This window comes from Bradyrhizobium sp. USDA 3315, assembly GCF_054056795.1.
This window is the reverse complement of sequence record NZ_JBSRYP010000001.1, coordinates 6,317,583-6,335,319: the sequence shown is the minus strand read 5'-3', so window position 1 is coordinate 6,335,319 and position 17,737 is coordinate 6,317,583. Positions and strand designations below refer to the sequence as shown.

Sequence of the window (17,737 nt, the reverse complement as noted above, 5' to 3'; positions counted from 1 at the left end):
GCCCATTATCTGGTCATCGTGAGACGAATGTCGGGTTAATCCGGTGGGTTTATATCAGACATAAGGCTTGGGTTAAAGACATGGATATTCGCCATGTCTTCGCAGCCAACTTGCGCCGGCTTCGGCATGAAAGAGGCTATTCTCAGGAAGACTTGGCTTACGAAGCCAACATCAATCGGACCTACATGAGTGCGCTGGAGAAAGGCAGCCATTATGTTGGACTGGAAATCATCGAGAAACTATCGAAGGTCCTGGCAGTCGAACCAGCAGACTTCCTTAAGCCCGCTGCCAAACCCTCTCGAAAGCGAAAAACCGCGTCGGTCTGACGTGGCCGGAATTATGCGACGTCTTGTGAGCATTCTTCGGTGACTTTTGGAGCTTTTAGGCCGCTTGAAGGTCTCGGTTCTGCTCGCTAATGGCGCCGCTTACCCGCCGATAGTCACGGGCGCTCCGCGCCTGCAACCTGCCCGTCGGCGAGACCTGGGGTACAAGGACGGGCGGAGCCGAGAGGACTCCCCACCTTTTGCATGCATAGAGTTCATACTGGCGGTTATTCCGAGACGCCGAGGCGCAGGCGTTCTGCAGAACTACCGTCCGATTTCCCCTCCAATCTAGCCGAATACACGACAATCAGCTTGTCGCTCTCGTGTGCAGCTTTCTCGACTTCCATATCGATACTCAGCCCGTCAGGGCGCGACGCACAGCGATGATCAGGGCCATGAGCGCCCGGCTGCTTTGGGGCTAACGGACATCGCGTGATGTTGGGGCGCTTCGTCTACTCGGTGCTGCTGAGTTTCGAACAATAGGAGAAGGACATGCCGCGACGTCCGGCCAAACTTACACAAGCAGACATCGCTCGCGCGATCCGCGCCGCCAGGCAAGCGGGCGCCAGCGCGGTCACGGTCGACGGCGACGGCGTTATTCGGATCGCGCTTACGGCAGGCGCTCCACCGATCAAGCCCCCAAACGTTCTCGACGAGACCTGGGTGCCGTCAGAAGCGTTGCAGCGCTACCTGAAACGCACTGAAAGCGGGTGAAACGCACCTTATGCAATTGATGCGGAGTCACCGCATCGTTAGACTCCAAGCATTGGTCCACGGAGACAGCCAATGCCTGGAACGGAAAAACGCGATCCCCGCGCGCCCGGGGATCGGCGAATGTATCTTTACTTCAACTACTCCGAGTCCGGCTCGCTGCGCTGGTACGTGAAGGTTAGCCGCAAGGGCCGCAGGATCGGGATCAGTGAGGAATACGGAACGCCAGCGTTCGACGCCGCCTATGGAGCTGGTGTCGCGACGCTTGGGGGAGTGATGCGTATGCGTCGCGTCAAGGCGACGACGAACCCGTGTCAACCGGAACGCCGCTACCTGCATGTCGACGTCAGTCAACGCGGGCAAATGCGGTATTATGTGCAACTACGAAACAAGCTGCCCAAGATCCGCATCAAGGCCGAATTCGACACAGCTGAGTTCAACGCCGAAGTCGACGGCGCGATCGCCGCCCAAATAGCGCAGTATGGCAACGAGGGCGACTACATCAACGCGCAGAAACAGCGCAACGAGGTGCGCCCTGCTCCGCCAGCGACGCCGGCGCAACCAGGCACACTCCGCTGGTACTGGAACGGCTACAAGCAAAGTGATCACTGGCTCGGCGATCTCAGTGTCGGCCACGAGGGTTTGGCGGAGTCGACCCGGCTCCAGCGCACGGGACTGATTGAGTTGCTACTGCCCGAGAATGGCGAGAAGCCGTTCGCGGTGTTGACACGCAAGGTTATCAAGGCGGAGATGAAGGCGCGCACGCCGTCACAGGCGGGCAACTTACTGTCGGCAGTGCGCGGCATGATCCGCTGGATGATCGACGAGAACCATCTCGATGAAGACGACGATCCAACCATTGGACTGAAATCCGGCAAAGCGAAAGCAAGCCGTGAGACCGGCGGCTTTCTGCCCTGGACCGAAGATGACATGGCCAAGTATCGAAAGAAGTGGCCGCTCGGCACCGAGGCGCGGCTGATGTTCGATATCCTCCACTACACGTTCCTGCGGCTCGGCGATGCGCACCGTTTCGGACCACCTCACCTGCGCCAGATCGTCCGGAAGATGGCGGTGCAGATTGCGACCGAGAAAAGCCAGGGCAACACCACCGTCACAGTACCCGTACATCCGGAGTTCGCCGAAAGCCTGCGGGCGGCTCGCGCCGCGGGCATCGTCGGCGCGGAGGTATTTACCGGCAAGATCGTACGTGGTCGCATCCAGCCGATGAACAAGAAAGCATGGGCAGCCAAGTTCAAGAAGTATGCGGTCCTGGCCGGCGTCAACGAACCGAAGAAGAGCTGCCACGGGGTCCGTAAGGCGCGCGCCGAAGTCGCCGCCTACGCCGACTGCACCGAAAGCCAGATGATGGCAATGTTCGGCTGGACGGATCCGAAGATGCCCGCGCACTACATCGCCCAAGCGAATCGAGAGAGGCTCGGAATCAGCGGAATGGAGAAGATCGTGACTTATGATCAGAACCAGCCGCTAGACGACCGCCTGGCGGGATCCGAGGCAAACAGAGCGCGAACACCGCGCCGGAACGGAGTGGTAACATTTCCGGGTAACACTTGGAAAAAAGCCTAACAATTTCAATATGAAATGTGGGTTTATGGTGCGCTCGGAGGGACTCGAACCCCCACGGTGTTACCCACTGCCACCTCAAGGCAGCGCGTCTACCAATTCCGCCACGAGCGCTTGGGATACCGGATGGAACCCCGAAGGCCCCGCCGGATCGACGGGGCCATGTAACAAATCACGGATGCAGGGACAAGGCGATTAATGCGGGAATTAGCCGCGAACCCCGGGAGATTTCGGCAGCATCTGCTTGACCTCGACCGCAATCCGGTTGCGGTCGACCAGGACCACGCCGCTGGCCACCGGCAGGTTGTTGGCGAGGATCTTGACCTCGTCGGCCTCGGTGGCATCCAGTTCGATGATGGCGCCGCGGGACAGCCGCATGACCTGGTGAATCGGCATCGTCGTGGTACCGAGGACCACCATGAGATCAACGCTGACTTTATCGAGGGTGGGCACTTCTGAGCCGCCGAACGGGAACTAGATTGTAGGTTCACCTGACCACGTTAGGGTTAGCTAATGGTTAACGACCGCCAAAGCCTCGATTTGACGACCTTTGCGCGCCCTCCGGGCGGCGAAGCGGTCGAATGGCGGATTTCCGACCGCGCGGTGCCCTACCCCGATTCGCTCGCCGCAATGGACGACCGGGTGGCGAAGATCGCGGCGGGCTCGGCCCCCGAACTGGTATGGCTGCTGGAGCACCCGCCACTGTATACCTCCGGCACCAGCGGCAAGGCCGACGATTTGCTCGCGCCGCGCTTTCCGACCTTCCAGAGCGGACGCGGCGGCCAGGTCACCTATCACGGCCCGGGCCAGCGCGTCGCCTATGTGATGCTCGATCTCAAGCGGCGCCGGCCCGATGTGCGCGCCTATGTCGCCTCGCTGGAAGAATGGATCATCCGCACCCTCGCCGCCTTCAACGTCCGCGGCGAGCGCCGCGAGGACCGCGTCGGGGTCTGGGTGCGGCGCCCGGACAAGGGACCGGACCATGAGGACAAGATCGCCGCGATCGGCGTGCGGCTGCGCCGCTGGGTCTCGTTCCACGGCATCGCGATCAATGTCGAGCCTGATCTTGCGCACTTCCAGGCCATCGTGCCCTGCGGCGTGGTCGATCCGCGCTATGGCGTCACCTCGCTGGTCGATCTCGGATTGCCGGTCACGATGGCCGATGTCGACGTCGCGCTCCGGCAGGCCTTTTCCGAGGTGTTCGGCGACACCGCAGCGCGCCTGCCGGAAGCGACGTCATAGGCTTCACGCCGCCTTCTGCGGCGCGACCTCGAGCTTGCTGGCGATGTAGCGGCGCTCCTGGGTGAGGCCGCCGAAGCCGTAGGCGTCGCCCTTCACCTCGTCGACATGGGCGTAGCTCTCGGTGTGGAGCGGCCCGAGCAATTCGCCCATCCGCTTGAACAGCGCCGCGAGATAGGCCGCCTTCTCGTCCTTGGTGTTGGTGCCCTCGGTGACGTGGATGTCGAGCCAGTAGCTCGCGAGCCCCTGCTCGGCGAGCGACTTGCCGCCCGCGAACCAGTCGGCCGCATCGGCGGACTTCACAATGATCGCGGTGACCTTGGGATCCTTGTGCAGAATCCCGGCGGTCAGGTCCGACACGGCGGCGGCGATGTCGGATTTCAGCGACGGCCTCTCGCGCGAGGTCGCGTAGGTGACGGTGATGAGCGGCATGATCGGTCTCCTTGAATCCGGTTGGCGCGGGTCAATCGCGCCTCCTCTAGCTAGACCTTCGCTCATCATCTTGGTATCTTATCTATATTGATAGCAATGATAGCGATCATTGATCATGACCGCCACGCTCGATATCGACACCGTGCAGGCCTTCCTCCTGGTCGCCGAGCTGCAAGGCTTCACCCGCGCCGCCGAGGCGCTTGGCACCACGCAAGCGGCGATCAGCATGAAGTTGCAGCGGCTCGAAACGGTGCTGGGCAAGCGGCTGGTCGAGCGCTCGCCGCGCGCGGTGCGGCTGACCGCCGACGGCGCGACCTTCCTGCAGCACGCCCGCGCGCTGATCGAGGTGCATGATCGCGCGCTGGCCGGCGAGAAACCCGCGCGGCAGCAGCTCACGCTCGGGATCAGCGATCACGCCGCGGGCCCGGAGCTGGTGCCGCTGCTGGAGCGGCTGCACGCGATGGCCTCCCAGCTTGCCCTATCCGTGACCATCGGCTTCTCGCGCGAAATGCTCGACGCTTATGATGGCGGCGAGCTCGACGCCGTGATCGTGCGCCAGGAAGGCAGCCGGCGCGGCGGCGAGAAGCTGACCGAGGACGAATTCGGCTGGTTCGCCGCCAAACGCTTCGTCTGGCCGCGCGGCGATGCGCTGCCGCTCGCGACCCTGGCGCCGCCCTGCGGCGTGCGCGCCCTCGCCGTGCGCGCGCTTGACAAGGCCGGCATCGCCTGGACCGAAAGCTTCGTCGGCGGCGGCGTCACCGCGGTGGTGGCGGCCGCGCTTGCAGGGCTTGCCGTCGCGCCCCTCGTCCGCCGCATCGCGCCGCCGGGCCTGGTCGATATCGGCCCTGCCCACAAGCTGCCGCGGCTCGGCACGTCGAAGGTGATGCTGCATTCGAAAGTCAGCGATCCCGCCAAGCTCGCGGCACTCAGGACGCTGGCTGCGACGTTTCGGAGCGTGGCGTCTGCGGCATAGGTTGAACATCGTAGCGGTTCACATCGAGTCTTCGCTTGCCGCCAGTTCGCACATGACGAACCAGTAGGTCAGGCCGGCGACAAACCCGGCCACGACGAACAGGCAAACCAGTCCGGATGTCCAGACAGCCGGGGATCGTAGAAGGACAGTGATGCTCAACGCACCGATCGCCGCGCCTGCGCAGGCGAAAAATCCCGCGGCCCTGATATGGAACTCCTCAGTGAACCAGACGACGATCGCAGTGGGAATTGCTGTGAGCAGACAGGTGATGATGAAGACCGCGGCCGACGGAAGCAGCATCATGACGATGCCGTAGAGCAGCCGCGCGACATCGCCGTGCGACGTCATCATCAGAACGGTCTGACCGACTGCGGAAATCACCGCGGTCGCGGCGCCACAGCCCGCAAGCCAGCCTCCGAATGCACGGGAACAGGTGCTGCACATCGAGGCCTCCTCACAGGATCGCATCGAACGCGCTGCGCAAGGTTTCGTGACGGAACACAAAGCCGTTGCTCAGCGCCTTGTTCGGCAGCACGCGCTGGCCGCCGAGCAAGAGCTCGTCGGCGAAGTCGCCGCCAACGGCGCGGAGCAGCGCCGCCGGCACGCGGAAGATCGCCGGCCGGTGCAGACGGCGTCCGAGCTCCTCGGTGAATTTCGTGTTGGTCACCGGGATCGGCGCGGTCGCGTTGACAGGACCGGACAGCTCAGGTCTCGCGATCACATGCGCGATCAGACGCACGAGGTCGTCGCGCTCGATCCACGACATCCACTGCTTGCCCGAGCCGAGCGGGCCGCCGAGGCCGAACTCGAACGGCGTCAGCATCCGCGTGATGAAGCCGCCATCGGTGCCGACCACGAGACCGATGCGCAAATATACCACCCGCACGCCGTGATCCGCGGCCGGCTTCGCCGCATTCTCCCAGGCCTCGCACAATTCGTGACTGAAGCAGGCGTGGGATTTCGCCGACTCCGTCAGCACCTGGTCCTGCCAGAGCCCGTACCAGCCGATCGCGGAGCCGCTCACGAGTACCGACGGCTTGCGTTCGAGGCGCGCGATCAGCTTGACCACATCAGACGTCATCTCGATGCGTGAGGCGACGATCTTGCGGCGCTTGGCCTCGGTCCACAGGCCGTTGCCGATCGGCTCGCCCGCGAGGTTGACGATGGCGTCGATCCCGGAGTCGGCGGGCAATTGGTCGAGGCTCGTGATCAGCGTCACCGGCGGCAGCAGCATGTCGGCCTTTGCCGGATTGCGGATCAACGCAATCACCTGATGGCCGGATGCGGTGAGGCTCGCGACCAGGCGGCTGCCGATGAAGCCGGTGGCGCCGGTGACGAGCACGGTCTGCCGCGCCGGCAATTTCTCGACCAGAGTCGCGGCCGGCACGCTGGCCATCCGTCCGAGGCGCCTCGTCGCGGCAAAGTCGCGCGCGCCGAACAGCGCGACGCCGAAGGCCGCAGCCGTCGCGAACAGACTTAACGGACCCGCATAGGCCGGCGCGACGGCGGTCGGCAGCATCGCCCAGCCGATCAGGACCGGCACCAGCAGCACGAGGATGGCGCCGTAATTGATCGCCAGCAGCGTGTGATTGATCCGCTCGCTCGGCGGCAGCTTTCGGCTCAGATCCTCCTCGACGAAATCCATCAAGGTGATGACGACCTCGACGACGAGGACGGCCATGATCGCGATCGCAAGGATGCCGTGCACTTGCAGCCAGCCGAGCACGAGGAACAGCAGCGCATAGAGCATGTTGCGCACGCTGTGCAGCTGCAGCTCGTGGCGCTGCGAGGGACGCCAGGCCAGCCGCTCGGTGAATTCGTGGTGATAGAACGTATCGAATGCGCCCATCGCAATCTGGATGGCGACAAGTGTCCAAAGCAGCGGCGTCATGGAGTGGCCTCCCTGAACACGGCGGACTGACGGATCAGCCTGCCGAAACGCGGGTGGATGATCTCCAGCGTGAAGCGGAAGTCACCGCAGCCGAGATCGGAATGGGTCACGGTGAGATCGCCCGGCGTAAGCCATTCGGGCAGCGGCAGGCGAAACGGACCGAGTTGCAGCGAATAGCCGACGCTGCGAAACACCAGCGCCTCGTGCTCGACCGCGATCCGCAGCGCCATGCTGACGCCGAAGCCGACATATTCCTCGAGCCCGGTCGAACCGGCAAAGCGCTTGGCGGAATGAATCACCTGCGGGAAGCCGTCGCGGCGCGCGCAGATGCGGGTCCAGACCTGGCCGCCGCTTGCCGCGTCCTCGGTGACGGTGACGATCATCGCCACGCGCGTTTCGGTGCCGGTCGGGAACGGTCCGCCGATCAGCCGTGCGGCCTGCGCCAGCCACCAGCCGATGCGGCTGCACGCCGCCTCCTCGACCTCGCCGACATAGACGACGGTGTTGCCGTCCTCGAACCGTTTCGAGAAGCGCCGCCAGATCGCAACCGGCAGGCGGCCCCAATCCTCGTCCGACAGCAATGCGCGGAAGCGATGGTCGTCGAGCAGCTTTGTATCGGAAGCCGGTGCTGTCTTTAAGGTGGATATCCTTGCTGACGCCATCGCACGCTCCCGTTACGCCGCCGCCTTTATTTGGCCCTGCTCGTGGGCAGGAAACTCACGATCTTCTCGCCGAGCTTGATCAGCGCGACCAGGCGCGGCCGCGGCACGTTCAGCATCTGCGTGTACCAGCGATCGACCAGCTCGGTGAATGTCAGCATCTCCTTCAGCCGCTTGCTGGCGAGCGGGCTGATCGCGGGATCGTCGGCCGCGTCGGAGACACAGGCGCGCAGCGCTGCGAGCGCGGGATCGATCTCGCGCTCCTTGCGTCCCGCCGCGATCTTGGCCGCGACCTCCCAGATGTCGGTCTCGGCCTCGAAGTGGTCGCGGCGATCGCCAAGGATCGGCACCCGCCGGATCAATCCCCAGGACAACAGCTCCTTGATCGAGTTGGAAACGTTGGAGCGCGCCATGCCGAGGGTGTCGGCGATGTCTTCCGCCGTCATCGGCGCTTCGGCAAGGTAGAGCAACCCGTGGATCTGGCTGACCGAACGGTTGACGCCCCATTCGTCGCCCATGTCGCCCCAATGCAGGATGAAGCGCTCGACGACGGCGGGAAGTTTTTTCTTGGCGGTTATTTCTGTCATGACAGAAATATCAGACGGTTCGGAGCAGAAGTCAAGGCTGGCCATGCTGTCCACGACGGCGCACGAGACATGGCAGGTCTCCTGACCTATCCGGCGCCTCGGCGAATGCCGTGCATCGGAGGTGAGGAGTTTTCCTTTGTGGCCCCCGAGCTCTTCGTCCAAGTTGATCCGGGTGGATGTTTTTGGGCCGTGCACCGGGTCGCCCGCGTCACGGCCGCAAGGGAGATTGCGCATGCCAGCGTCCGACAAGGAGTTCGTTGGGTCCATTCCAGAGCTTTACGACCGGCTCCTCGTGCCGATGATTTTCGAACCCTACGCACGCGATCTGGCGCAACGCGCCAAGGTGCTTGGCCCGCGCGACCTGCTTGAGACGGCAACCGGCACCGGCGCCGTCACCCGCGCGCTGGCGTCCGCGCTCGGCAGCGACGCCAGGATCGTGGCGACCGACCTGAATGAACCGATGCTCGAACGAGCGAAGTCACAGATGCCGGGCCGGACCGCAATCACCTGGCGGCAGGCCGATGCGCTGAACCTGCCGTTCGACAACGCGAGCTTCGACGTCGTCGCCTGCCAATTCGGCGCGATGTTCTTCCCCGACAAGCCCAAGGGTTATTCGGAGGCGCGCCGTGTGCTGAAGCCAGGCGGCCGTTTCCTGTTCAGCATGTGGGGTCGCATCGAAGACAACGAGTTTGCCGACGTGGTGACCCAGGCATTGGCGGAGGTCTTTCCGGCCGACCCGCCGCGCTTCCTGGCGCGCACGCCTTATGGCCACTACGCGGCCGACCCGATCCGGGCCGATCTTGCAGCCGCGGGCTTCAGCAAGATCGAGATCGACGACGTTCGGCTGCAAAGCCGGGCGAATGCGCCGCATGATCCTGCGATCGGCTTTTGCCAGGGATCACCGTTACGCGGCGAGATCGAGGCGCGCGGCGGTATCGGCCTTGATGCCGCGACCGAGCACGCCGCGTCGGCGATCGCGCGCCGCTTCGGCAACGGCGCGATCGAAGGCCGGATTCAGGCGCTGGTGATCTCAGCGGTCGCGTAACGACGCGCTTCAGATCGTGGGCAGGACCGAGAACCGCTCCCCTGCCCGGCGCTGGTTCAAAAGATCGGAACTGCCAGATGCGGCGTGCACGGCAGCGACGCGCGCCGAGAACGGACCGCGGCCACATGCCGTGATCATTTCAGTGACGACGTCGTCGGGGCCGGCGAACACCGCCTCGACGCTGCCGTCACGGCGGTTGCGGACCCAGCCTTCGAGGCCGCGCGCGTTTGCCTGCTCGTCGACCCAGGCGCGATAGCCGACGCCCTGGACGCGGCCGCTGATGGTGACGTGGCGGATCACACCGCTCATTTCTTCAGACCGAGAAACTCGCCGCTGCGCGCCTTGGTCTCCGCCTCGCGCATGACGCGGCCGGTCAGTTCGGACGAGGCGATACCCTTGAGGTTCTTCGGCGAGGTGCCTTCGCGCAGCGCCTTCAGCGTCTCGTAGACGGCCTGGGTTGCGGCCGCGAATGGCGCGTGGCCTTGCAGCGCGATCCTGACGCGCCGGCTTGCCAGATAGTCGAGCGCGGTCATCTCCTCCGGCGCGCCGCCGAGCACGATCGGCAGCGTCGTCGCGGCCGAGAGCGCCTCCAACTCGCCACGCGATTTGATGCCGGTGAAGAACAAGCCATCGACGCCGACCGCCTCATAGGCCCTGGCGCGTGCGATCGCATCGTCGAGACCGGTGATCGAGACGGCACCGGTCCGGCCCAGGATGACGAGCGACGGATCGCTGCGGCCGTCAAGCGCCGCCTTCATCTTGCCGACGCCTTCCTCCAGCGAGATCAGCTGGGTCTTGGCCTGGCCGAACGCCTGCGGCAGCAGCGTGTCCTCGATGGTGAGGCCGGCCGCGCCGGCGGCCTCCACCTCCTGAACCGTGCGGCGGACATTGAGCGCGTTGCCGTAACCGTGGTCGGCATCGACGAGCACTGGCAGCGTCGACGCACGCGACATGCGGCGTATCTGCTCGGCGAATTCGGTCAGCGTGATCAGCGCAATATCGGGATCGCCGAGCACGGCGAGCGACGCCACCGAGCCGCCGAACATGCCGAGCTCGAAGCCGAGATCCTCCGCAATCCGGATCGAGGTCGCGTCATAGACCGAGCCCGGGCGGATGCAGGTCGATCCGGTGAGAATCGATCGCAGGGCTTCGCGGCGTTTGCGGAAGGCCATTTGCTATGTCCTATTCTCCGTCATTCCGGGGCGGTGCGAAGCATCGAACCCGGAATCTCATCTCGCTCTCAATCTCGAGATTCCGGGTTCGCGCGTACCGCGCGCCCCAATATGACAGGGTTACGCGAACTCCAGGATCAGCGCGTCGACCGCGAGCGTGGCGCCGGCGGCGGCGTGGATCTTCTTGACCGTGCCGTCGCGCTCGGCGCGCAGCACGTTCTGCATCTTCATGGCTTCGACCACCGCCAGGGTCTCGCCGGCCTTGATCTCCTGCCCCTCGGTCACCGCGATCGACACGACGAGGCCCGGCATCGGGCACAGCAACTTCTTGCCGGTGTCGGCGGCCGAGACCACCGGCATCAGCCGCGCCGAGGTCGCTTCGGTCTCGGTGAAGACATAGACCGGCACCTCAAAACCCTGATGCGCGAGGCGGAAGCCGCTGTTGATCGCCCGCACCTGCACGGCAACAAAGTTGCCGTCGATGGTGCCCTGCCAAACCGGATCGCCCGGGACCCAGCTCGATACGAGGTTATGAGGGTTGCCCGGCAGCCCGTCGGCGCCGATGAAGCGCACTGCAATCGCGTCACCCTCGCGCGCCACGTCGAGCGCGATCTCGGCACGGTCGAGCCACACCGCGCGGCGGCGCTCGCGCAGCACCACGCGGCCGCCCATCTGGCCGGAGATCTGCCGCTTGCGCTCGCCCAGCACGTGATCGATGGCGGCACCGACCGCGGCCAGCCGCCGCGCGATCTCGCCCTCGGGCGCGCGCGCCGAAAACCCTTTCGGGAATTCCTCCGCAATGAAGCCGGTCGACAGCCGGCCCTCGCGCCAGCGCGGATGGTTCATCAAGGCCGACAGGAACGGAATGTTGTGCCGGATGCCGTCGACATAGAAGGCGTCGAGCGCGGTCGCCTGCGCCTCGATCGCCGCGGCGCGCGACGGGGCGTGGGTGACGAGCTTGGCGATCATCGGATCGTAATGGATCGAAATCTCGCCGCCTTCCTGCACGCCGGTGTCGTTGCGGATCGTGATGCCGTCATGGCTGGCCTCGGCCGGCGGACGGTATTTCACCAGGCGCCCGATCGACGGCAGGAAGTTGCGGAACGGATCCTCGGCATAGACGCGGGATTCCACCGCCCAGCCGGTCAGCGTCACGTCCTTCTGCGCGATCGCGAGCTTCTCGCCGGCGGCGACGCGGATCATCTGCTCGACGAGATCGATGCCGGTGATCAATTCGGTGACGGGATGCTCGACCTGCAGGCGGGTGTTCATCTCCAGGAAGTAGAAGCTCTTGTCCTGGCCTGCGACGAATTCCACGGTGCCGGCCGAATCGTAGTTCACGGCCTTCGCCAGCGCGACGGCCTGCTCGCCCATCTTGCGGCGGGTGGTCTCATCGAGCAGCGGCGACGGCGCCTCCTCGATGACCTTCTGGTTGCGGCGCTGGATCGAGCACTCGCGCTCGCCGAGATAGATCACATTGCCATGCTTGTCGCCGAGCACCTGGATCTCGATGTGCCGGGGATCGACGATGAATTTCTCGATGAAGACGCGGTCGTCGCCGAACGACGACTTCGCCTCGGCCTTGGCGAGGTTGAAGCCTTCGGCGACCTCCGCCTTCGAATGCGCGATGCGCATGCCCTTGCCGCCGCCGCCGGCGGAGGCCTTGATCATCACGGGGTAGCCGATCTCGTCGGCGATCTGGACGGCGTGCTTGTCGTCCTCGATGACGCCGAGATGACCCGGCACGGTCGAGACTTTCGCCTTCGCCGCGGCCTTCTTGGATTCGATCTTGTCGCCCATCGCGGCGATGGCGCCGGGGTTCGGACCGATGAAGACGATGCCGGCGGCTTCCAGCGCGCGCGGAAACGCCTCGCGCTCGGACAGGAAGCCGTAGCCGGGATGCACCGCCTGCGCGCCGGTCTTGCGGCAGGCCTCGACGATCTTGTCGATCAAAAGATAGCTCTCGGCCGCGGCGGGCGGTCCGATCAGCACGGCCTCATCGGCCATCTCGACATGCAGCGCGTCGCGGTCGGCCTCGGAATAGACGGCGACCGTCTCAACCCCCATACGGCGCGCAGTCTTGATGACCCGGCAGGCGATCTCGCCGCGGTTGGCGATCAGGATTCGTTTGAACATGCTCTTCTTGCTTGGGCTTTTTCGGACTTCGAATTGTCCATTTGGCAGGATTCCTCCCCGCGCAATCTGGCACGGGCGATTGGGCGTAACCACTCCGTTGGTACAGCAAATTGCCCCGGAGGCAACGGTCTAATGCAGACCCTGCCTACTGCCCGGCCAGTCCAAGGTCAGTCCTCGGCAGTAGCCCGATCGGTATTTCAGCCCGAATAGGTCTTGAAGCGGCCACGCGAATGAGCCTTCGCGACGGCCTTCATCAGCTCGCTGACCTCGTTCTCCAGGAATTCATTGGCCACGATCAGCGCCCGGATAGTGGCACGCAGATTCCCCCCGCAGGCGGAAATGGCCTGATCGACAGCGGCTTCCAGCCCGTCATCGTCGTCAGATTCGGGCCGTGCAGACATCATGGGGTATCCGGGATTCAGGTGGCGCATCATGTTCCTATTTTGTTCCCATCAAGTCAATTGGATCTTTGATCGGGCGCGGCCTCCTGGGCCGTCTTTCTCTTCCGCCGCCAGCGCGCGAAGCATTGCAGGCTCCAAATGCCGGTGATGATTTCGGCGGAGGACGTTGATAACGAAACTTGCCCATGCGCACCGCTTCAATGGCAATTGTCCGGCCGTTCTACGTCGCGGAATGCCGATCGGGACGTGACGGTGCGCACGCCCCCACTCGCGAACAGTCCTTGGTTGGATCGTACCGGCTTGTGCTAGAAGTTCGGCTGCCCGCCAAAGATCTGAAGTTGAGAAAATGCGGTTTCGAAATCCGGTCGCCACGACGCTTCTCCTGGCCTTCCTGTCTGCAACTACCAGCCTGACTGCAACCGCAGGCCCCACGGCCACTGCGGTCATCAAGGACGCCGGCACCATTCAGCTCGGCAACACGACCTATCGGCTCGACGGCATCGACGCGCCGGCGGTCGATCAGCTCTGCATCGACGAGCACGCCGACGCCTGGACCTGCGGGATCGAGGCGCGCGACCAGCTGACCAGGCTGATCGGCGGCAAGCCAATTCACTGCGACGATATCGGCGTCGATCCGACCTTCAAGAAGCGCCGCCTCGGCGTCTGCAAGATCGAGGGCGACCCGACCAGCCTCAGCCAGGTGCTGGTCCAGAAGGGCTACGCTCTCAATGTCGAAAACTCGGCCACTGGCCGATTCAAGCCGGATGAAGCCACCGCCAAGGACAATCGTGCCGGGCTCTGGAAGGGCTGCTTCGTGGCGCCACGCGATTTTCGTACGGCCAGGAAGGACGGCGCCCTGCTCGGCAACGCCTGCCCCGCCGACCGCGACCAGCAGATCCGCAACGCGCTCTTCCCCGACGACCTGCCGATGCCGGCCAGCTGCAACATCAAGGGCAAGTACGCCGTGCGGGCCCGCGTCACCGGCAATGTCGGCATCTACCACCTGCAGGCGTGCCGCAGTTATCCAGGCCTCGGCAATCCGGATCGCTGGTTCTGCTCCGAGGAGGATGCACAGGCCGCCGGGTTCCGCCGGGCCTATAATTGCCGGCCGCCCAAAGCCAAGTGAAGGGCAAGTGATCGCGATAAATCAAGCTGGCAAAGCCGCCGCGTCCTGTGTGAGACTGCACCGAGAGGTTGCCGGCGCGTATGACCCCATCCGATCCCGCTGATGTGCTTCCCGAAGCTGCGGCAGCCGAACGGCTGCGGCAGCATCTTGAGGAGATCGCGCGCGAACGCGATCGCGCCCATCGCGAGCTCCAGGAGCGCGAGGCGGAGCTGGCGCGGATCCAGCGCATCGCGCGGGTCGGCGGACTCGAGATCGATTTCCGCGACGGCGTGCGCAACCGCCGCTCTCCCGAATATCTCCTGGTGCATGGGTTGCCACCCGAAGAGGTCAACGAGACCTATGAGAACTGGGTCGCGCGCATCCACCCCGAGGATCGCGAGCGCACGATCCGGCACCTGTTCGGCGTGCTCAAGGCCGGCGGCGAAGACTACACGGCCGAATACCGCATCATCCGCCCGAACGACGGCGAGAGCCGCTGGATCCGCGTCGTCGCCAAGATCGAGCGCGACCGCAGCGGCCGTGCGCTGCGGCTGGTCGGCGCCGATCTCGACGTCACCGATCAGATGCTGGCACAGGAGACCCTGCGCGAGAGCGAAGAGCGCTTCCGCCTGATCGCCGACAGCGCGCCGGTGCCGATCTGGGTGACCAAGCTCGACCGCACCCGCTCCTTTGCCAACCAGGCCTATCTCGACTTCCTTGGACTGCCGTTTGAGGAAGCGATCGTGTTCGACTGGCGCAAGGCGCTGCATCCGGATGACCTGCCGCAAATCCTGCAGGAGCAGATCACCGGCGAGCTCTCGCTGAAGCCATTCGTGCTCGAGGCCCGCTATCGGAACGCCGCAGGCGATTGGCGCTGGCTGCGCTCGGAATCGCAGCCGCGCTGGGACCCGAACGGCAAGCACATCGGCTTCATCGGCGTCGCCCACGACATCACGGCGGCCAAGGAAGCCGAGATCGAGCTTCGCAAGCTCAACGAGTCGCTGGAGCGGCGCATCCTGGAGCGCACCGCGCAACTCGAATCCCGCGAAGCGCAGACGCGCGCGATCCTGGAAACCAGCCATCAATACCAGATGCTGCTCAACCGCAATGGCGGCCTGCTCTACAGCAACCAGACGGCGCTGGCCGGTATCTGTACCGATGCCGCCGACGTCGTCGGCAAGCCGTTCTGGGACACGCCGTGGTTCGCCGCGACCGAGGGCATGCCGCGCGTGATCCAGAATGCCTTCGCGACCGTGATGCGCGGCGAGGAAGTCAAGATCGAGATGCAGCTGCGCCTGCCGATCGGCGAGCGCTATTTCGATTTCGCGATGCGGCCGCTGCAGGACCAGCACGGCACCATCGTCGGCGCCGTTCCGGAGGCCGTCGATATCACCGAACGGCGCCGCGGCGAGGAAGCCCTGCGGCAATCGCAGAAGATGGAAGCCGTCGGCCAACTCACCGGCGGCGTCGCGCACGATTTCAACAACCTGCTCACCATCATCCGCTCCGCGACCGACTTCCTGCGCCGCCGCGATCTGCCGGATGACCGGCGCCGCCGCTATATCGATGCGATCTCCGAGACCGTGGAGCGGGCCCTCCAAGCTCACCGCCCAGCTATTGGCATTTGCGCGCAGGCAACCGCTCAATCCGGAAGTGTTCAATGTCGGCACGCAGGTCGACAGCGTGACGCAGCTGATCCGCCCGCTGGTCGGCGCGCGGATCCACATCGAGGTCAGGATCGAGGATCCCGACTGCTTTGCGATCGCCGACATCGGCCAGTTCGAGACCGCGCTACTCAATCTCGCGGTCAACGCCCGCGATGCCATGAGCGGCGAAGGCCAGCTGACGATCGGCGTCCGGAAGGTCAAGAATATCCCTGCCCTGCGCGCCCAGGCCTCGCGCAGCGGCGATTTCGTCACGGTCTCGATCCAGGACACCGGCACCGGCATCTCGCCGGAAAACCTCGACGCGATCTTCGAGCCGTTCTTCACGACCAAGGAGGTCGGCAAGGGAACGGGTCTCGGATTGAGCCAGGCCTTCGGCTTCGTCAAGCAATCCGATGGAGACATCGAGGTCACCTCTACGCCCGGGCACGGTGCGACCTTCACCATCTATCTGCCGCACGCGATGCGCCCGGCGGACGCCAAGGTCGCAGCCCGCGCGGGCACCGAGCAGGCTTCGATCGGCCGCGGCTATCGCGTCCTCGTGGTGGAGGACAACGACGATGTCGGCCAGTTCTCCACCGAGCTGCTCGAGGATCTCGGCTATTCGGTCAAGCGCGCGGCCAATGCCAATGCCGCGCTCTCGATCCTCTCGGAGAACGAGTTCTCCGCCGACTTGGTGTTCTCCGACGTGATCATGCCGGGCATGAACGGCGTCGAGCTCGCCGGAATCATCCGCGATCGCTTTCCTGGACTGCCGGTGGTGCTGACCAGCGGCTACAGCAACGTGCTCGCCGAGAACGCGCACAGCGGCTTCGAGCTGATCCAGAAACCCTATTCGGTCGAGGCGCTGTCACGGACGCTCCGCAAGGCGATCGCCGAACAGCGGGCGACTGCTTCCAGGCCCTGATCCTGCCGCCGGCCGCGCTCTACTGGATCACGACATGCGCGACGCCGAGCTGAAGGATGCCGAGCGCGCGGGCCGCCGTGGTCGACACATCGATGATCCGTCCACGAACGAACGGGCCCCGGTCGTTGACGCGGCACCGGATCGATTTTCCCAGATACGAGACGGTGATCATGCTGCCGAATGGCCGCTTGCGATGCGCGCAGGTCATCTCGCCACTCCTGCCGATGCCACGATAATAGGACGCAAGGCCACTCTCTGCGTTTGCCATGCACGAGGCAAACAGCAGCATGGCCGCGGACGTTGCTGCGGTTTTCATTGATCGCCTGCCGGTCGAGCCCCGCAAGGGAACGCGGTTCCACGGGTTCGGTTCCGCGCCTCAGCGTCGGCAGGTCGATTTTTAGGAACTTTTCGGCGGAAAGCGTCAGGCGGTCGCGGCTGGATCGATCAGGGCGATGCCGAGCTCGGATCGCTTCCGCCGGCGAAGCCTGGCGGGGGCTTCCGTGACCACAACCTCCAGCGTCGGCCGAACGATGCCGGCAAGCAGATGGCCGCCGCGTGTCGATCCATCCGACAGTCCGAGCACGATGTGAATATGCAGGCTGGCCTTGCCGTCGTCGCCGGTCGCGATATCGCCGATCGCGCACAGCAATTCGCATTGCTCGTTGATCTCGATCTTCCGGTAGCTCTTGGATGCGAAATCGAACCAGCCGACGGTTGCCCGCTCGAACGCGCCGATCGCAGTGAGCGACGCCGCCGTCACCTTCGCATCATTGGCGAACTTCGTCAGCGCGCCGAACGCTTCCTCGCCGCTGTCGAGCACGACGACGTGAACCTGCGCGCTCGGCGCATCGGACACGAGCTTGCTTTTCATGGACCGCCTCGCCTCTCAAGAGCTTCCACTCTCAATCGGA

At 64.6% G+C, this 17,737-nt stretch carries 19 protein-coding genes, 1 tRNA gene and 1 pseudogene; 8 read left to right on the top strand and 13 right to left on the bottom strand.

Annotated elements, in window-relative coordinates:
* The first annotated feature begins 80 nt into the window (after positions 1-80).
* The 3 genes from ACVIYL_RS29585 (at position 81) to ACVIYL_RS29575 (ending at position 2,618) form a co-directional block, all read left to right on the top strand.
* On the top strand, positions 81-326 hold the full coding sequence (locus ACVIYL_RS29585) for a helix-turn-helix domain-containing protein (protein WP_456780404.1): 246 nt from the start codon (positions 81-83) through the stop codon (positions 324-326).
* Between the two features lie 489 nt (positions 327-815).
* Entirely contained in the window at positions 816-1,037 is a 222-nt protein-coding gene (locus ACVIYL_RS29580) for a hypothetical protein (protein WP_456780403.1), read from the top strand.
* Between the two features lie 120 nt (positions 1,038-1,157).
* Positions 1,158-2,618 (top strand): tyrosine-type recombinase/integrase, encoded by a 1,461-nt coding sequence (locus ACVIYL_RS29575; protein WP_456780402.1) that lies wholly within the window; start codon positions 1,158-1,160, stop codon positions 2,616-2,618.
* A 26-nt stretch (positions 2,619-2,644) separates the two neighbouring features.
* Here ACVIYL_RS29575 and ACVIYL_RS29570 read toward each other — a convergent pair.
* Together ACVIYL_RS29570 and ACVIYL_RS29565 are read right to left on the bottom strand one after the other, a co-directional pair.
* A tRNA-Leu gene (locus ACVIYL_RS29570) sits at positions 2,645-2,729 on the bottom strand.
* Between the two features lie 93 nt (positions 2,730-2,822).
* Complete coding sequence (locus ACVIYL_RS29565; protein ID WP_076831216.1) at positions 2,823-3,068, bottom strand: FliM/FliN family flagellar motor switch protein; 246 nt, start codon at positions 3,066-3,068, stop codon at positions 2,823-2,825.
* A gap of 60 nt (positions 3,069-3,128) precedes the next feature.
* On the opposite strand from ACVIYL_RS29565, the gene lipB reads away from it, so the two are divergent.
* Entirely contained in the window at positions 3,129-3,857 is a 729-nt protein-coding gene (gene lipB / locus ACVIYL_RS29560; protein WP_253608293.1) for a lipoyl(octanoyl) transferase LipB, read from the top strand.
* A gap of 3 nt (positions 3,858-3,860) precedes the next feature.
* Here the strand turns inward: lipB and ACVIYL_RS29555 are convergent, their stop codons facing one another.
* A complete protein-coding gene (locus tag ACVIYL_RS29555; protein ID WP_253608292.1) occupies positions 3,861-4,286 on the bottom strand; it encodes a tautomerase family protein in 426 nt (141 codons plus the stop codon).
* A 115-nt stretch (positions 4,287-4,401) separates the two neighbouring features.
* Here ACVIYL_RS29555 and ACVIYL_RS29550 point away from each other — a divergent pair, with 115 nt between their 5' ends.
* The gene (locus ACVIYL_RS29550; RefSeq protein WP_253608291.1) at positions 4,402-5,259 is read left to right on the top strand and encodes a LysR family transcriptional regulator; all 858 of its coding nucleotides are present in this window, start codon (positions 4,402-4,404) and stop codon (positions 5,257-5,259) included.
* Positions 5,260-5,277: 18 nt separating this feature from the next.
* Here the strand turns inward: ACVIYL_RS29550 and ACVIYL_RS29545 are convergent, their stop codons facing one another.
* The 4 genes from ACVIYL_RS29545 to ACVIYL_RS29530 are packed head-to-tail and all read right to left on the bottom strand — an operon-like array spanning position 5,278 to position 8,396.
* Positions 5,278-5,703, bottom strand: coding sequence for a hypothetical protein (locus ACVIYL_RS29545; RefSeq protein ID WP_253608290.1), 426 nt, complete (start codon positions 5,701-5,703; stop codon positions 5,278-5,280).
* A gap of 10 nt (positions 5,704-5,713) precedes the next feature.
* Complete coding sequence (locus ACVIYL_RS29540) at positions 5,714-7,150, bottom strand: TIGR01777 family oxidoreductase (RefSeq protein WP_253608289.1); 1,437 nt, start codon at positions 7,148-7,150, stop codon at positions 5,714-5,716.
* Complete coding sequence (locus ACVIYL_RS29535) at positions 7,147-7,812, bottom strand: DUF4166 domain-containing protein (RefSeq protein WP_253608288.1); 666 nt, start codon at positions 7,810-7,812, stop codon at positions 7,147-7,149. The genes ACVIYL_RS29540 and ACVIYL_RS29535 overlap by 4 nt, the downstream gene beginning before the upstream one ends.
* 26 nt (positions 7,813-7,838) lie before the next feature.
* A complete protein-coding gene (locus tag ACVIYL_RS29530; protein WP_253608287.1) occupies positions 7,839-8,396 on the bottom strand; it encodes a GbsR/MarR family transcriptional regulator in 558 nt (185 codons plus the stop codon).
* A gap of 232 nt (positions 8,397-8,628) precedes the next feature.
* Between ACVIYL_RS29530 and ACVIYL_RS29525 the strand changes: the two genes are divergently transcribed.
* Positions 8,629-9,441, top strand: a complete 813-nt coding sequence (locus tag ACVIYL_RS29525; protein ID WP_253608286.1) for a class I SAM-dependent methyltransferase — start codon at positions 8,629-8,631, stop codon at positions 9,439-9,441.
* 9 nt (positions 9,442-9,450) lie between these two features.
* On the opposite strand, the gene ACVIYL_RS29520 is transcribed toward ACVIYL_RS29525, so the two are convergent.
* From ACVIYL_RS29520 to ACVIYL_RS29505, 4 genes are all read right to left on the bottom strand, one after another.
* Positions 9,451-9,750, bottom strand: coding sequence for an acylphosphatase (locus tag ACVIYL_RS29520; protein ID WP_253608285.1), 300 nt, complete (start codon positions 9,748-9,750; stop codon positions 9,451-9,453).
* Entirely contained in the window at positions 9,747-10,613 is an 867-nt protein-coding gene (locus ACVIYL_RS29515) for an isocitrate lyase/PEP mutase family protein (RefSeq protein WP_253608284.1), read from the bottom strand. Before ACVIYL_RS29515 ends, ACVIYL_RS29520 begins: the two co-directional genes overlap by 4 nt.
* Positions 10,614-10,733: 120 nt before the next feature.
* Positions 10,734-12,749 carry an acetyl-CoA carboxylase biotin carboxylase subunit gene (locus ACVIYL_RS29510; protein WP_253608283.1) on the bottom strand — a complete coding sequence of 672 codons (2,016 nt, stop codon included), beginning with the start codon at positions 12,747-12,749 and terminating at the stop codon, positions 10,734-10,736.
* A 197-nt stretch (positions 12,750-12,946) separates the two neighbouring features.
* A complete protein-coding gene (locus tag ACVIYL_RS29505) occupies positions 12,947-13,153 on the bottom strand; it encodes a hypothetical protein (RefSeq protein WP_016840474.1) in 207 nt (68 codons plus the stop codon).
* A gap of 343 nt (positions 13,154-13,496) precedes the next feature.
* Between ACVIYL_RS29505 and ACVIYL_RS29500 the strand changes: the two genes are divergently transcribed.
* Together ACVIYL_RS29500 and ACVIYL_RS29495 are read left to right on the top strand one after the other, a co-directional pair.
* Positions 13,497-14,276: a thermonuclease family protein gene (locus ACVIYL_RS29500; RefSeq protein ID WP_253608282.1), complete on the top strand. Its 780-nt coding sequence runs from the start codon at positions 13,497-13,499 to the stop codon at positions 14,274-14,276.
* An 80-nt stretch (positions 14,277-14,356) separates the two neighbouring features.
* Positions 14,357-16,826 (top strand): annotated as a pseudogene (locus ACVIYL_RS29495) (PAS domain-containing protein).
* Positions 16,827-16,845: 19 nt separating this feature from the next.
* On the opposite strand, the gene ACVIYL_RS29490 reads toward ACVIYL_RS29495, so the two are convergent.
* Together ACVIYL_RS29490 and ACVIYL_RS29485 are read right to left on the bottom strand one after the other, a co-directional pair.
* Positions 16,846-17,094 carry a septal ring lytic transglycosylase RlpA family protein gene (locus ACVIYL_RS29490; RefSeq protein WP_245467148.1) on the bottom strand — a complete coding sequence of 83 codons (249 nt, stop codon included), beginning with the start codon at positions 17,092-17,094 and terminating at the stop codon, positions 16,846-16,848.
* A gap of 153 nt (positions 17,095-17,247) precedes the next feature.
* Positions 17,248-17,697 (bottom strand): PPC domain-containing DNA-binding protein, encoded by a 450-nt coding sequence (locus ACVIYL_RS29485; protein ID WP_253608280.1) that lies wholly within the window; start codon positions 17,695-17,697, stop codon positions 17,248-17,250.
* Positions 17,698-17,737 lie beyond the last annotated feature (40 nt).